This window comes from Photobacterium sp. DA100, from assembly GCF_029223585.1.
Lineage (GTDB): Bacteria > Pseudomonadota > Gammaproteobacteria > Enterobacterales > Vibrionaceae > Photobacterium.
In genome coordinates this window covers 2,034,344-2,048,273 of the sequence record NZ_CP119424.1, presented here as the reverse complement: position 1 = coordinate 2,048,273, position 13,930 = coordinate 2,034,344, and the positions used below count along the sequence as shown (strand labels likewise).

The 13,930-nt window shown below is 54.5% G+C and carries 10 protein-coding genes; 7 read left to right on the top strand and 3 right to left on the bottom strand.

Going from position 1 to position 13,930, the window contains the following annotated elements; genetic code table 11:
- Positions 1 to 34: 34 nt before the first annotated feature.
- Entirely contained in the window at positions 35 to 2,317 is a 2,283-nt protein-coding gene (locus PTW35_RS26850) for a patatin-like phospholipase family protein (RefSeq protein WP_281028242.1), read from the top strand.
- A gap of 331 nt (positions 2,318 to 2,648) precedes the next feature.
- Here the strand turns inward: PTW35_RS26850 and PTW35_RS26845 are convergent, their stop codons facing one another.
- Entirely contained in the window at positions 2,649 to 3,416 is a 768-nt protein-coding gene (locus PTW35_RS26845) for a uracil-DNA glycosylase family protein (protein WP_281028241.1), read from the bottom strand.
- Between the two features lie 145 nt (positions 3,417 to 3,561).
- On the opposite strand from PTW35_RS26845, the gene PTW35_RS26840 reads away from it, so the two are divergent.
- The 4 genes from PTW35_RS26840 (at position 3,562) to PTW35_RS26825 (ending at position 9,406) form a co-directional block, all read left to right on the top strand.
- Positions 3,562 to 4,578, top strand: coding sequence for a hypothetical protein (locus tag PTW35_RS26840; RefSeq protein WP_281028240.1), 1,017 nt, complete (start codon positions 3,562 to 3,564; stop codon positions 4,576 to 4,578).
- 151 nt (positions 4,579 to 4,729) lie between these two features.
- Positions 4,730 to 5,800, top strand: a complete 1,071-nt coding sequence (locus PTW35_RS26835; protein WP_281028239.1) for an efflux RND transporter periplasmic adaptor subunit — start codon at positions 4,730 to 4,732, stop codon at positions 5,798 to 5,800.
- A complete protein-coding gene (locus PTW35_RS26830; RefSeq protein WP_281028238.1) occupies positions 5,800 to 8,895 on the top strand; it encodes an efflux RND transporter permease subunit in 3,096 nt (1,031 codons plus the stop codon). The genes PTW35_RS26835 and PTW35_RS26830 overlap by 1 nt, the downstream gene beginning before the upstream one ends.
- Positions 8,896 to 9,061: 166 nt before the next feature.
- Positions 9,062 to 9,406, top strand: coding sequence for a hypothetical protein (locus PTW35_RS26825; protein WP_281028237.1), 345 nt, complete (start codon positions 9,062 to 9,064; stop codon positions 9,404 to 9,406).
- An 89-nt stretch (positions 9,407 to 9,495) separates the two neighbouring features.
- On the opposite strand, the gene PTW35_RS26820 is transcribed toward PTW35_RS26825, so the two are convergent.
- Positions 9,496 to 10,728 (bottom strand): serine/threonine protein kinase, encoded by a 1,233-nt coding sequence (locus PTW35_RS26820; RefSeq protein ID WP_039457596.1) that lies wholly within the window; start codon positions 10,726 to 10,728, stop codon positions 9,496 to 9,498.
- A 362-nt stretch (positions 10,729 to 11,090) separates the two neighbouring features.
- Between PTW35_RS26820 and PTW35_RS26815 the strand changes: the two genes are divergently transcribed.
- Both PTW35_RS26815 and PTW35_RS26810 read left to right on the top strand, forming a co-directional pair.
- Positions 11,091 to 12,005 carry an AraC family transcriptional regulator gene (locus PTW35_RS26815; protein ID WP_044621750.1) on the top strand — a complete coding sequence of 305 codons (915 nt, stop codon included), beginning with the start codon at positions 11,091 to 11,093 and terminating at the stop codon, positions 12,003 to 12,005.
- 124 nt (positions 12,006 to 12,129) lie between these two features.
- Positions 12,130 to 12,333 (top strand): hypothetical protein, encoded by a 204-nt coding sequence (locus PTW35_RS26810; RefSeq protein WP_039457594.1) that lies wholly within the window; start codon positions 12,130 to 12,132, stop codon positions 12,331 to 12,333.
- Positions 12,334 to 12,463: 130 nt separating this feature from the next.
- On the opposite strand, the gene PTW35_RS26805 is transcribed toward PTW35_RS26810, so the two are convergent.
- Positions 12,464 to 13,924 carry a sodium:solute symporter family protein gene (locus tag PTW35_RS26805; protein WP_281028236.1) on the bottom strand — a complete coding sequence of 487 codons (1,461 nt, stop codon included), beginning with the start codon at positions 13,922 to 13,924 and terminating at the stop codon, positions 12,464 to 12,466.
- Between the last annotated feature and the right edge of the window lie 6 nt (positions 13,925 to 13,930).

The following is a 13,930-nucleotide window of genomic DNA, read 5'->3' as shown; positions in this document are numbered from 1 at the left end:
ATTATTGCTATTAATCCAAGCTGTAGGATGTGTCATGGAGTGGCTGAATATTTATCGGCGCTGGCGGGGCGGGGCAGTGCTCGCATTCGTCGGCGTTATCTCGGGAACCTTTAGCGCGGCGGCGGCTGAGCCCCGTCCGCAAATCGGGCTGGTACTCAGTGGCGGGGGAGCCAAGGGGGCCGCCCATATCGGGGTGCTCTCGGTGCTGGAGGAGAACCGGATCCCGGTTGACGTGATCACCGGGACCAGTATGGGCGCCTATGTCGGCGGTATGTATGCCATGGGCCTGTCTGCCGAGGAAGTACGGTACAAGACGATGGACGCCGACTGGCAGAGTGGCTACGAGGATCGCGTCGGGCGAAATGATCTCGAGCTGCGCCGCAAGCAGCAAAATGACAATTACCAGATCTATACCGATATCGGCATTGATCTCAAAGGGAACTACCAGTCTAAACCCGGAGCCTTCCAGGGCCAGGGCATGGCCACCTTGCTCGGTAACCTCACCGACAACCTCCCCGCCCTTGAGAGTTTCGATGAGTTGGCGGTGCCCTACCGGGCCGTGGCGACAGATATCGTTACTGTTCAGCCGGTAGTGCTGGATAGAGGGCACCTGGCCACGGCCATGCAGGCTTCGATGACCGTTCCGGGGGCGCTTCAGCCGGTAAGAATTGGCAACCAGATCCTGGTCGATGGCGGGATCGTCAACAATATGCCGGTCGATGCGGCGCAGGCACTGGGCGCCGATGTGATCATCGCGGTGGATCTCCGAGATGCACTCTTTGAAGAGCCCCAGCTTAATAGCGCCTTCAATATCATCGGCCAGCTCACCACCTTCATGACTAATACCAGTGCCGATCAGCAAATGGCACTGATGGCGGAGGGGGACGTATACCTCCAGCCGGATGTGTCCTTCATGCTGGCGCCCCACTTCGACAAAATGGACCAGGCCTACGTTGCCGGGCGCAAGGTGGCGCTCGATGCCCTGCCTCGGCTCCAGCGCTACCAGCTGTCGGAGCAAGACTACCAAACCTACCTCAATGACAAGCTTGACCGCCGCTCCCGGCTGCTAGCCAGTCCGGCCTACTACATCGACCGGATCGAGGTGAAAAACTACACCCAGCGCTCCGATCAGGCGCTGCTTGAAGTCATGGATATCGCGACGGATCGGGTGATCACCAACGAGGAGATGGACGAAGCGGTGAAAAGGCTCAACCGGCAAGATATTTTTGAGCGGATCACCTACCAAATCGAGCAGCAGGACGAAGAAAATGTGCTGGTGATGGATGTGCGGGAGAAGTCCTGGGGACCGGGCTACCTGAACCTCAAGTTTGCTTTCGAGGATGACTTTGCCAACCGCTCGGACTTTGCTTTCGGTACCCAGTATATCTACACCAACCTGACTGACATGGGAGGGGAGTGGCAGTTCGAATGGCTGCTGGGAAGCTGGAAGAAAATCGATACCAGTTTCTACTTTCCGCTCGATTACCAGAAAAACACCTATACCTCGTTCGGTATCAGCTGGAACCGCGAAGTCCGCGAGTTCATCTTGTCTCGCGAGCAGGCGGACTTGATTGACCGTGAGCCGGGCAGCTCGGTCGAAACGGAATACAGTGTCTACAGCGGCTACGCGGAGTGGGGTTGGAACTTGCAGCCATGGAGTTCGCTGTCGGTTGGTTACCGCGGCGGGGTCGGCGAGGTCAGCGAAATCAATATCAATAACAAACAGGACTATACGGTTCACGGCCCGTATGTGTCATTTGTCTATGATGACTTGGATAGCCTGTTCTTCCCGCGTGAAGGTTTTATGCTCCGGACCGAGGTAGGGCTGGGATCTAGTCGAAGTTCCATCAACGATGAAGAGACGGTCTCCAGCGATAGTGTCTATGCCGAACTGAAATTGCTCAAGCCCTTCAGCTATGAAAGGCACAGCCTTGTCAGTGTGCTGCAGGCCGGCGGCTATGACAGTGATGACGTGCTGCCGGTTTATGTGCAGGATTTGGGGGGGCTGTTCAATATGTCCGGCTATCACCGCTATGAGCTTAACGGACGCTACAAACTCTTTGGTGCCTTGGTATACAGCTACCGGCTGATGGATAACAATTTCGGTGCCGTGTCGGTGCCCGTGTATGTCGGCGCCTCGCTGGAGCAAGGTGGGGTTTGGGATAACCAGTCAGACATTGACTTTGACTCGAGCCTGAGCGCCGGCAGTGTGTTCCTGGGGCTGGATACCCCTGTTGGTCCGGTTTACCTCGCCTATGGTATGGCCGAAGGCGGGCAGAACTCCTTCTACCTGTCGTTGGGAACCACGTTTGACTAGTGGGATAGGGGGAGCTGACATTGCTTCCCGCCAGCACTTGGAATGGCCAAGCGGTTTCAGCAAAATTGGAACCGCGACCGCAATGACAGACATTGCTTTGTTGTTTCTGACATTTTCCTGACAACAGTCGTCAGGCCTGAGGCAAAATGTTTAGCGGATATAACCTTTGTCCCTTTCGATGAGTTAGGTTTTCACTGGTAAGGATACTGGGATTTCCTAGTCACCCTCTCGAAATGCAATATATGAGTTATTTTGCGAGCCATCGACCGGCTCGCTTTTTTTTTGCCTGCAATCTTCCTTTCTCTTCTTGTCTCAACTATCCCTTGTGCTGTCAAAGAGCCTGTGCCCATTGGATGAGCCGTGCCTTTCGTGCATCCAGCTCGTCGGGGTTGGTCTTGTTGGACAGGGTGTGTCGGGGCTTGTTGCCGCAGAAATAGGCAATGCGCTCGGCATTGGCTCCTGATGGGTGGGGAAGGCCGGCGAGGATTTGCTGGTCGCGGATCACGCCCTGGTTGGCCAGATAGCGCAGGGCTTCTTCGACCTTGCCGCCGAGCGGGATGAAAATGGTGTTTTCATCCAGGGCACGGCATTCCTCCGCCAGTGTTGTATCTAGCATGCTGCGCAGGAAAGGATGGCTGACCATGGAAGGGGAGCCGCTGTAGTTTTTGCCGTCCTTGAAGACCGGGTAGCGCAGGGCCGAGGTGTAGTGAACCTGCGCCTTGAGCTCACCGAACAGTACTGAGCAGCTCTGTGCGTTGAGGTAATGCTGAAACCCGATGGTATCGAGCATATTCACCAGGTTGTTGCGCATGGCACCGGCAAAACTGGCGGTTTCCTTGGCTTGGCGCAGGGCGGCTTGGTGATCGGCACCGTCCGCTATCGCTTGCTGAGCTTGGCTAAGGGCAATGCGTGCTTGCTGCATACCCGGAGTAATACCGCAGATCACGACGCGGGCTTCGCGGTTGACATAATCGAACGGGGCGTAATAGGCGGACAGAGCTCCGCTTTGGCCAATAAGCAATGGCTCGGATTGGCATGCCGATGGCTGCGAAAAGTCTAGGGATGTAATGATGTGCTGGTATGCATTGAAAGCTGTCATGGTGTAAACTCGTGATTTCTGCCGAAATTAAAAATATATCGGTGTATTTGTTGATTTCGGTTATAAGCTAAGGCATCCTGCGTGTCAGGTCAAGTTTTACCGAAAATTAATTTTTTGTGATTTATTTTGAGGTTTCGCGAGAATTATGCGTTTTGAAGAACGACTAGAAGTGCTGCAGCAGTGCCTGGGGCAGATTTATCCCGGCGTGATATCGGATGTAAGGCTCTCTCCCTTGATGCCATTGCTTGAGCGCTGTGAGGGGGGGACACTGCGGACCAGTGATTTGCTCGACTGGCAGGGGGATTTCTGCCCGGTTGCCTGGCTGAACCTGCTGCAATCAACGCTCCGGGCCATGGATGACTGGTGTGAACGGCTGGGGGGCGATAGAGGCTTGCTGGATCTGGAGCATTACCAAGCCCTGCAGTACTTCGCGGCATTAACGGCAAACCTGCTCAGCTACGTGGCCCTCTATGACAGTGACTTTATCGACTATCCGCTTGGGAGCGAAGACATCAATCGCTTGGCGGCCAAGGATATCATCCAGCCTACCCGGCTGATTGGACACAAAGAATTTAGCCTGCTTTATGATGCCGCACCGGTAGACGGTGGCCGCCATGAGGCGTTACTGGACTGGCTGTCCGGGCGGCGGTATTTCAAAGCGGTCAGCGAGAGTGGTGATATTACGGCGCAGGGCAGTAGGTTGTCCGAGCAGGCAGATCCGGAAAAGCGGCTGCCGAAGCCACCAGCTACCGTGGGGGATACATGGCAGCTGAGGGCGGAAAGCGACAAGCTCAGTTCAGAAGACGTGATTGGGGTTTTGCAACAGCACGGTTTGGTCCCCCATGCGGCATATCGCGAGACGAAATACCTTAAGCCACTCGGATTCAAACCGGGTGACAGCTCGGGGCCAGTAGCCTGCGGGGTGCTGGTGGTGGAGAAAACTAAGACCGCCAACTTGTGGCTGCTGACCGCCGACGTGGCCGAACCGATTTCGGGGCTTAGTCGGGTGGATTATCCGGCGACCTCACCGTCGGCAGAGCGCTACGGCCGCAACAGTAACTTGCAGAAGATCGCTGAGCTTGCCTACGCGCCAGTAAGTAAATTCAAAATCAAGACGGTAGCCGAGCTTCGCTCGGTACTGACCTACCTGGGACGCGGTTAACCCTATTACTCAATCCTGACCTGTTGCCTCCCATAGCGGTGATCGTGGCGAATTTCGACGGCCATTTTCACCGCCTACCTGAATCTCCCTTCCTATACTGACTATATCAGCTGTAATTTTCCTATTTCCCTCAGAAGGATACTGCGTGCGATTGAAAGGGACTCTGATCAGTGTATTGCTTCTCCTGCTGCTGGCGGCCGCTATCGTCTACAAGGAATACTTCGCTGCCGACGGAGCCGCCGGGCGCTCGATGCCCACGCCGACCGTGGTGGTGGCCGAAGCACAGAAAAAGATGGTCCGGCGTGAGCTCGAGGCGCTCGGCACGGTTAAGTCCCGCGAGTCGGTGGTGCTGACTGCCAAGGTGACCGAAAAAGTCGACAGGGTTCTGTTTGATGATGGCCAGTCGATTGCGCGTGGGCAGTTGCTGGTCACTTTGCACGCCGACGAGCAGCAGGCCAAAGTACGGGCGGCCAAAGCCAATCTCAAGGAGCAGCAGCGCGAATACAAGCGTATCGAGGGGCTGGTCAAGCGCAAGACCATCGCCCGCTCGGAGCTCGATGCCATCTATACCGATATTGAAGTGGCGAGGGCGGTATTGGCCCAGAATGAGGCCGAGCTGGCCGCGCGCTATATCCATGCTCCGTTCTCCGGCGTGCTGGGGTTTCGCCAGATCAGCCCCGGCGCGCTGGTGACACCGGGAGCGGTGATCACCACCCTTGATGATATTGCCACAGTCAAACTGGATTTCTCCATCCCCGAGGCCTTCCTCGGCCTGGTGTCGCCAGGGGCGGTGATCGAGGCCAGCGCTGCCGCCTATCCTGGAGAAATCTTCCGTGGTCAGGTGGCCAGTATCGATAGCCGTATCAATCCCCAGACCCGGGCGATGGTCGTGCGGGCTGATATTGCCAATCCCGACATGCGGCTACGGCCCGGCATGCTGATGACCCTGTCGTTGATTGTCGGTGAACACCAGGGCCTGGTGGTGCCGGAAGAGGCGCTGATTTCCCGCCAGCAGCAACACTTCTTGTTTGTCGTCGGTGAGGGGGGCACTGTCGAGCAGCGCGAAGTCGAGCTGGGGCTGCGCCGCCGGGGCGTGGCGGAAGTGCTGGTGGGGCTCGCAGAGGGCGAGCGGGTGATCACCCGGGGGATCCAGCGGGTGAGGCCGGGGCAAAAAGTGGAGATCCGCACCCAGGAGCGCTTCACCTATCGGGAGGCTGGCTGATGTGGCTGTCGGATATTTCGGTTACCCGGCCGGTGCTGGGGTCGGTGATCAGCCTGCTGTTGGTGGTGTTCGGCCTGGTGGCATTCGAGCGGCTGCCGCTGCGGGAATACCCGGATATCGATCCGCCGGTGGTGAATATTTCCACCAGCTACCGGGGGGCGTCGGCAGCGATTGTCGAAACGAGGATCACCCAGCTGGTGGAAGATAGCATCGCCGGGCTTGAAGGGATCCGTTCGATTAGCTCGGGGAGCCGGGATGGCCGCTCCAGTGTGACCCTGGAATTTTCCATCGGGCGTGATATCGATGCGGCGGCCAACGATGTGCGTGACCGCATTGCGGGGATCCTCAATAATTTGCCCGATGAAGCCGACCCGCCGGAGGTGCAAAAGGCCGCGGCCAGCTCGGAAGTGATCATGTGGCTCAACCTGGTTTCTGACCGGATGGATACGCTTGAGCTGACCGATTATGCCAGGCGCTATTTGGTCGATCGCTTCTCGGTGATCGACGGGGTGGCGGGGATCCGTCTTGGCGGCGGCAAGTCTTATGCCCTGAGGATCTGGATCGACCGCCAGAAGCTGGCGGCAAGGGGGCTGACGGTCACGGATATCGAACAGGCCCTGCGCAATGACAATATCGAGCTGCCTGCCGGCTCGGTGGAGTCGGCCAGCCGCCAGTTCACGGTACGAACCCAACGCAGTTTTCTCGCCCCCGAAGATTTTGTCCGCCTGGTGGTCGGCAGCGGCGAGGAAGGCTACCTGATCCGGCTCGGTGACGTGGCCGAGGTCGAATTGGCGGCCGAGGAAGAGCGGATCACCTTCCGTGGCAATACCCAGGACATGATAGGGATAGGGATCACCCGCCAGTCGAAGGCCAATACCCTGGATGTGGCTCGGGCGGCCAATGCCTTGGTTGACCAGCTCAACCCCACTTTGCCGCCGGGGATGGAAATCAAGCGCTCCTATGACTCCTCGGTATTTATCCAGGCCTCGATTGACGAGGTCTACAAGACTCTGCTGATCGCCCTTGCTCTGGTGGTGGTCGTGATTTATCTGTTCCTCGGCAGCGTCCGCGCCATGCTGATCCCGGCATTGACCTTGCCGGTTTCGCTCATTGGTGCCTTTACCGTGCTCTATGCCCTCGGCTTTACACTTAACCTGCTGACTTTGCTGGCGCTGATTTTGGCGATCGGTATCGTGGTCGACGATGCCATTGTGATGCTGGAGAATATCCACCGCCGGATCAGCAGCGGCGAGCCGCCGCTCAAAGCCGCATATCTCGGGGCCAAACAAGTCAGCTTCGCCATTATTGCCACTACCGTGGTGCTGGTGGCGGTCTTCCTGCCGATTGGCTTTCTCGAAGGGGATCTGGGTAAGTTATTCCGCGAGTTCTCCATTGCCATCAGCGCGGCGGTGATCCTCTCGTCGCTGGTGGCACTCACGCTGAGCCCGATGATGGCTTCGAAGTTGATGCAACCGATTGACAAGGAACGTGGCCTGGTGGCATTCAGCCACCTTGCCATGGCTCGGTTGACTGCGAGCTACAGACGTCTGCTAGTCCATGCGATACAGCGGCCTGGGCGCGTTATTGGGTTCTTGTTGGTGGTCTTGGCGATCTGTGGCTGGCTGCAGCAGCGCTTGCCCTCTGAGTTTGCCCCGCGTGAGGACCGGGGAGCAATGTTTATCATCATTAACGGCCCGCAGGGTGCGAGCTTTGACTTTATCCGGCCCTACATGGATGAGGTAGAGCACCGCCTGATGCCCTTGGTTGAAGCGGGTGAGATCAAACGGCTGTTGATCCGCGCCCCGCGGGGATGGGGACGTGTGGCCGATTTTTCCAACGGCTTTGCCATCGTGGTGCTGGAGGACTGGGCCGAGCGCCGCCCGGCAGGGGCTATCATTGGCGATATCCGCAAGCGACTGGGGGATTTGGCGGGGATCACCGCCTTTCCGGTGATGCGCCAACCGTTTGGCCGTGGGGTTGGCAAACCGGTCCAGTTCGTGCTTGGCGGCGGCAGCTATGAAGAGCTGGCCCAGTGGCGGGATATCGTGCTCGATGCGGCGGCCAGCAATGCCAATTTGGTCGGGCTTGATCACGATTACAAGGAGACCAAACCGCAGCTTAGGATCGTGATAGATCGCGATCGGGCCGGTGATCTCGGGGTATCGCTCAAAGCGATCGGCCAGACCCTCGAGTCCATGCTCGGCTCCCGTCAGGTTACTACCTATACTTGGCGCGGGGAGGAATACGATGTGATCATCGAAGGTCAGCGTGAGCGGCAGAACACAGCTGCCGATTTGGCGAATCTGTATGTCAGGGCGGAGCAGGCAGAAGCCTTGGTGCCGCTGTCGAGCCTCATCCGTGTGGATGAGTATGCCGGTGCACCGCAGCTCAACCGCTACAACCGGGTACGAGCGATCACCCTCGAGGCCAACCTTGCCGAGGGGTATACCCTGGGCGAGGCACTGGATTACCTCAATGGACTGGTTGATGAGTTGCTGCCTGCCGACGCGGTAGTCAACTACAAAGGCGCATCCAAGGACTATCAGGATTCCGGCACGTCCATCCTGTTTGTTTTTGCCTTGGCGCTGGTGGTGGTGTTTCTGGTGTTGGCCGCGCAATTTGAAAGTTATATCCATCCCTTTATCATCATGCTGACCGTGCCGTTGGCGACTCTCGGGGCATTGCTCGGGCTTTACTTTACCGATCAGACCCTCAATATCTACTCGCAGATAGGCCTCATCATGCTCATTGGCTTGTCGGCCAAGAACGGGATCTTGATTGTCGAGTTTGCCAACCAGCTCCGTGATCAGGGAATGGCGTTTGACGAGGCCCTACTGGAAGCGGCGTCGGAGCGGCTGCGTCCCATCCTGATGACGGCCATCACGACCATTGCAGGGGCGATCCCTCTTATCCTGGCCACTGGCGCCGGTGCCGAGAACCGTATTGTGATCGGTATTGTGGTGTTATGCGGCATCACGGTGGCGACCCTATTTACCCTGCTTGTGATCCCCGTGATGTACCGCTTGCTGGCGCGCCGTACCCGCAGTCCTGAGCATATCGCCCGCCAGTTGGCCCAGCAGATGAAAGACTCTTGATGATGGCGAGGGTGGGCCTGGCACGGCGAATATTCCGCCGGGTCCTGATGCAAATTGGGGATATATCAATGAAAATGTAAATTGATGATGAAATTACTGCTTCTGATACGACAATTTCCCTCCTTTTCGCTACTATCTCTTCAAGACTTAATCTGGTGATATTGATATGAAAATTTCTGTCGATGGCGGCTCGTTCCGAGTGGCAATTGAAACTGAGTTTGCTGGGCTGGTTGAAGAGTCAGTCGCGATTTTTAACGAAACCTTCGAGCAGGCACAAACCAACGACAAGACAATCTTGCGCTTGTTGCAGATCATCCTTGAGCACCGCGACAGCGATGACGCTATCGGCTATGCCGTTCTCGGTTTGCTCGGCTGGTACCACATCAACATCAACCCTGTTGAAGATCAGGACATCGAGCTGAACCTGCCGAAAATCCTGCCGCACCTGATCAACCCGGCGGGTGACTTGACCGCAACCAGCGCCAGCGAGGGCAGCACGTTTTTGCATTGATCGTCTTGTATGGGTAGCCGAGCTTGTATCAAGCCAAACAAAAGCCTGACGGCAGCACCGTCAGGCCTTTTTGTGTTTACAGAGAGTACTTAGTACTCCCAATACTCGACACTGTGAGCGCCGAAGAACTGGTTGCCGAAGTAGTCTTCGCGGGTGCCTTCCCGCCAAACATCGGCTGTTGCACAGTGCAAACCTCCGCCGAATGCATACGCGTCACGCAGGTCAACAGGAATAACCTCGAACCCTAGTTTGTCGAACTGCTCCATTTGAGGGTGTTCTGAAGCTTCCACACATACTGTTTTGTGGTCAAGGATCAGGGTGTTCATTGACAGCCAAGTACTTGAGTAACAAAGTGGTGGCGGGTTATCCCAAGCTGGAGAGACCGCTTCAACAATTTCCCAACCATTCTTCTCGAAGATATCGCGCTGGCCTTTGAATAGAGGACGGTGCGGGTTGAGCAACATCAATCCTGGACGCAGCGGGCAGAATGTCGCATCAATGTGGATTGGGTGGTTATCCTCGAAGCTGAGGGTATGAATACGGTATCCCTGCGGCTCATACTTACGTTTTATCCAGCGTATCCCAGCCAAGTTGGTTGTAAGGCCATGTTGGACAAAAATATCTTTGCCCAGGCGCATGACATCCGCCGCATCGAACAGAATATCGGTCTCATTCGTACTGTATTCCTTGCGTAGCGAACGGGCCATGGTTTCTTCATCGGATAAATATTCATAAGCAGCGACGTAGTCCATGCGGAAACTTTCATCGGCCAATCGGGGGCGTGGTGCCTGTTCAATCAAGCAATTAGGATCTGACTCGAAGTATTCGCGCAGCAGATCAACATAGGCCAAGTATTCGAAGTAGCGGCTTCGAAAGCTCATCGGAGCCATCAAAATGCTTTTGCCCATGGTGAGAAGGCAATCGCGTGGTGGCATGCACCCGAACCCCGAGCTGATGGTAAAGTCAGGGGTCGTAATACGCTGGTGCCAGTCTACGGCTCCCGGGCGGTCAACAATGATCCCGCGGTCTTCCAAGATTTTTGCAAAACCATTCAGGCACTCGTTGGCCCGATCAATCGTTTCCTGGGTTCGGCGGCCTGCTTTACTGCCTCGCATCGGCGAGTCTGCAGGGATCTTTTCATTACTGGCAGGGCAGGCTTCGGGGATGTGTTGGTTATCGGCGATACCGACGATGACATGGCGGAGTGGATCAAAATCATTATGGGATTCTACATGTAGACCTTCTCGGACATAAGGTACACCAGATTCTTTCCTCTCAAGGGGTTGAGAGGCATTTGGGTATAGATCGTTGGAAACACTCATGACAAACACTCCACAAAATAAACGGATTGAAACTGTTGGGTTGAATAACAAATTGCCGCTATCCAATGAGTTCTATTTTGCGAGAATAGCTATTTTCTAATAGTCAAATAGTGCCGGAAAGTGGTGTTTTTCTGCTGGCTTTCGCCAGTTAATCTGGTTATGAAAAATAATCCACTGAAATGGGATAATTATCCGTAAATATCGGCAAAGTTAGTCTCTAAATCTGAATTTTGAATATTGTCATGCTTAATCGACCGCGCTCTTCTATTCGCTAGGTGTATATCACGCTTTGGTAAGCCTGCTTTGGAGAATTATTTAAACGGTGGTAAACATAACTACTACTGCCAAGGGAGGAGAAGGTTATGTGTCCACGGGTTATTGCCAGCACTCCGAAGTTCCTGATGTTTGATCTACAGAAAGTCAATGAAACGGAGCACATGATTTTTGGCGCCGACTATATTGTGGTTGCTCCCCGTACGGCTGGATGCACTCTGCACCTCGCATCCACCCACTACCGGCTGAAGGTCGGCCAATTGGTCTTGTTGGCACCATTCAACCCTTTCCGACTCTCATTGTTATCACCGGGCAGGCAGGGCAAGGCTGATTGTGACGTATTGCACTTTCGGTTAAATGCGTTGGGACAGACATTCGTGGATAGTGTCCAGTTCAAGGCGATTAAACAGATGCTGGATGATTCCCGCAGTGGATTGTTGTTTGATGATCCGCACAGTGAGGCTGTCCGGCAATATATCGAACCGATGGAAAATACCTTCGATTTTATTCAGGTATTGAACTTACTCGGTTTGTTGAATCACTTATCGGCGAAGCAGCCACTTCGTTGCTTAATTAACAACTGCGTTGAAATCTCCAACTCTAAGCGGGCAGAAGATAGAGTGCAAATGGCACTTAAGTATATTGATCAACACCTTGGAGAGCCGATTTCAGTTGCTAAGGTGGCCGATCACCTCCATATGGCTGACAGTACTTTCTCGCGCTTTTTCCACGCAAATATGGGTACCACTTTCCGGCAATATTTAATCGAGCAGCGTGTTAGGCAGGCTGCCCGTTTTTTGGTGACGACAGATTGGAGTATTTCCCATATAGGTACAGAGGTGGGATTTTCATCTTTGTCTAATTTTAACGCCAAGTTTAAAGGCTTGCTCAAGGCAACGCCTCGGGAATACCGGGCTAAACATATTGACATGAGAAAAGGTATAGACACATCTCGTTCTGTCGCAGGCCAGGTGACCAAGCAGTTCTATGACAATGCTAGCTGAGGCTAGGGGGAAAAAAGAGAAAGCAACATGGGCTAGAGCATGTTGCATTGAAGTCTAAAAGTTCTATATTTATCTGTGTTTATATTTGTTTCTTTGGTGCTTTTCATCAAATTGGAGTGTAGATATGAAAAACGAAGTAATGCTATTTTTGGAACGACACCCGATTCGGACTTTTGAAACTGAAGAGATTTATCTGAATAGGATTACCGACATTGCGGTTAGAGAAAATTTGGACCTTACCGACTTTTTTCTTGTTTTAAGTGATAAGTACCCTCATTGTTCGAATCAAATTGCAGAACTCAGCAGTAAACTATCAGCCAATGACTGAGTCTTGTGGGCTATGCTCATAAGTTATTAGTGCACTTCACACGGTTTGGTTTATTACAAAGTTCGCCACCACAAGATCTCTGCTTAATGATGCATGTTATAAACAATGCAGCCAGTTTTCCGCCGAATACCTACCGTAGCCGGAGAAAATGAGCCTGGTGGTGGCGCTGAGAAACGAGTGACACAAACCAGTAACTCCCGCAGGCAAGCAATGAGGCATACAGCGGTGCCTCTACCCACCCCAATTGGAATTGCCAAAATAGCAGGCAGCCAGAGCAGAAGCCAACCAATATGGAGGCGAGTGCTGCGTAGATATTGGTGTCGATTACCTGGGCTAGCAGTGTCGGTGCCACTAACGCTGCCATCAAGGTACCCGACCCAAGGATAGCCAGCATCGATAACATGAATGGCGGTGCAACGAGCATCAACAGGAACCCGGCCAAGCCCAACAGGATAACGGCTAGCCGGTTGAGCCGCAGCAGTTGGCGGTGATTGAGGGTGCAGTTGGGCCAGAGGGCTTGCCGCAAATCATGGGAAACCGCGCTAGCTATCGCATGCAACACCGAGTTCGCGGTGGATTTCATGGCGAACAGGATAAACAAGGTGACGATAGCTGAAACTGTGGGTGACAAGAACAGCAGCAGGAAGGTCGGCATGGCCTCGTCCGGTGTGGCCAAGTTGGGCACCTTGAGCTTGACATACAGCCCTGCAATGGGAACCAGACTGAGCAAACAGGCGATGGGGGTCATATAAGCCGCGACATGGTGAAGCTTGGTCGTTTTGGCCAGCGCCATAAACCTGATTGACATATAGGGTAGGGTGGCGCTGTAGATGAATGCATAAGGCAAGACTAAAAACACATGCCAAATGGATCCGCCATAGGGGCCGGAATCTGCGGGGGCAAGTAAGGCTGGGTCGAGGGCATTGAGTCCATCAATCAGTTGGCTGGGTGACAGGTCTGCAAAAATAGTGATCACAATAATCAAGGCCGAAACGCACATACCGATGACCATAAAACAATCGGTGAAAGCGACGGCTGCCAGCCCGCCAATCGAGGTGTAAAGGATAATGATTGCCACCATCAGCAACGACGCAGTGGTGACATCAATCCCGAGCCATTGCCCTGCGAGAAGCCCCAGCGCTTTGATTTGCCCAATGAGGAATACCAGTAATAGCAATACGGTGATAATGGCGGTGATCGCTTGGGTAAGCCGTTTGGCGGGCTCTGGACCATCGTGGCTGGAGGCGATGTACTCTGGAATGGTCAAGCTACCTATTTTGCTGGCGCGTTGGTGTAGGAACCGGGCACAGAATAAGACCGCGAATACCATTGCTGGCGCGAAGAAAAAATTCCCCAGTAGCTCGATGGCGCCGTATTTGTAGGCGACGCCCGGTGATCCCATAAAGCCCCAGCCGGAAAAGCCGGTCGCGACGATTGTTGCCGCTCCCACGAAAGGGCCAAGGGTATTGGCGGCTAGTAAGAAGCCGCCTTCACTGTTACCTTTGCGGACAATTTTATCGCTGTAGAGTGCGAGCCCGGCCATCACGACAACGGTGATCAGCAGAAGACTCCAGTTTAGCCAGGCGTTCATGTCCGC

Coding starts and splice junctions, on each gene's coding strand:
- PTW35_RS26850 (WP_281028242.1), top strand. CDS start 35: ATGGAGTGGCTGAATATTTATCGGCGCTGGCGGGGCGGGGCAGTGCTC.
- PTW35_RS26845 (WP_281028241.1), bottom strand. CDS start 3,416: ATGACAGCTTTCAATGCATACCAGCACATCATTACATCCCTAGACTTT.
- PTW35_RS26840 (WP_281028240.1), top strand. CDS start 3,562: ATGCGTTTTGAAGAACGACTAGAAGTGCTGCAGCAGTGCCTGGGGCAG.
- PTW35_RS26830 (WP_281028238.1), top strand. CDS start 5,800: ATGTGGCTGTCGGATATTTCGGTTACCCGGCCGGTGCTGGGGTCGGTG.
- PTW35_RS26825 (WP_281028237.1), top strand. CDS start 9,062: ATGAAAATTTCTGTCGATGGCGGCTCGTTCCGAGTGGCAATTGAAACT.
- PTW35_RS26820 (WP_039457596.1), bottom strand. CDS start 10,728: ATGAGTGTTTCCAACGATCTATACCCAAATGCCTCTCAACCCCTTGAG.
- PTW35_RS26815 (WP_044621750.1), top strand. CDS start 11,091: ATGTGTCCACGGGTTATTGCCAGCACTCCGAAGTTCCTGATGTTTGAT.
- PTW35_RS26810 (WP_039457594.1), top strand. CDS start 12,130: ATGAAAAACGAAGTAATGCTATTTTTGGAACGACACCCGATTCGGACT.
- PTW35_RS26805 (WP_281028236.1), bottom strand. CDS start 13,924: ATGAACGCCTGGCTAAACTGGAGTCTTCTGCTGATCACCGTTGTCGTG.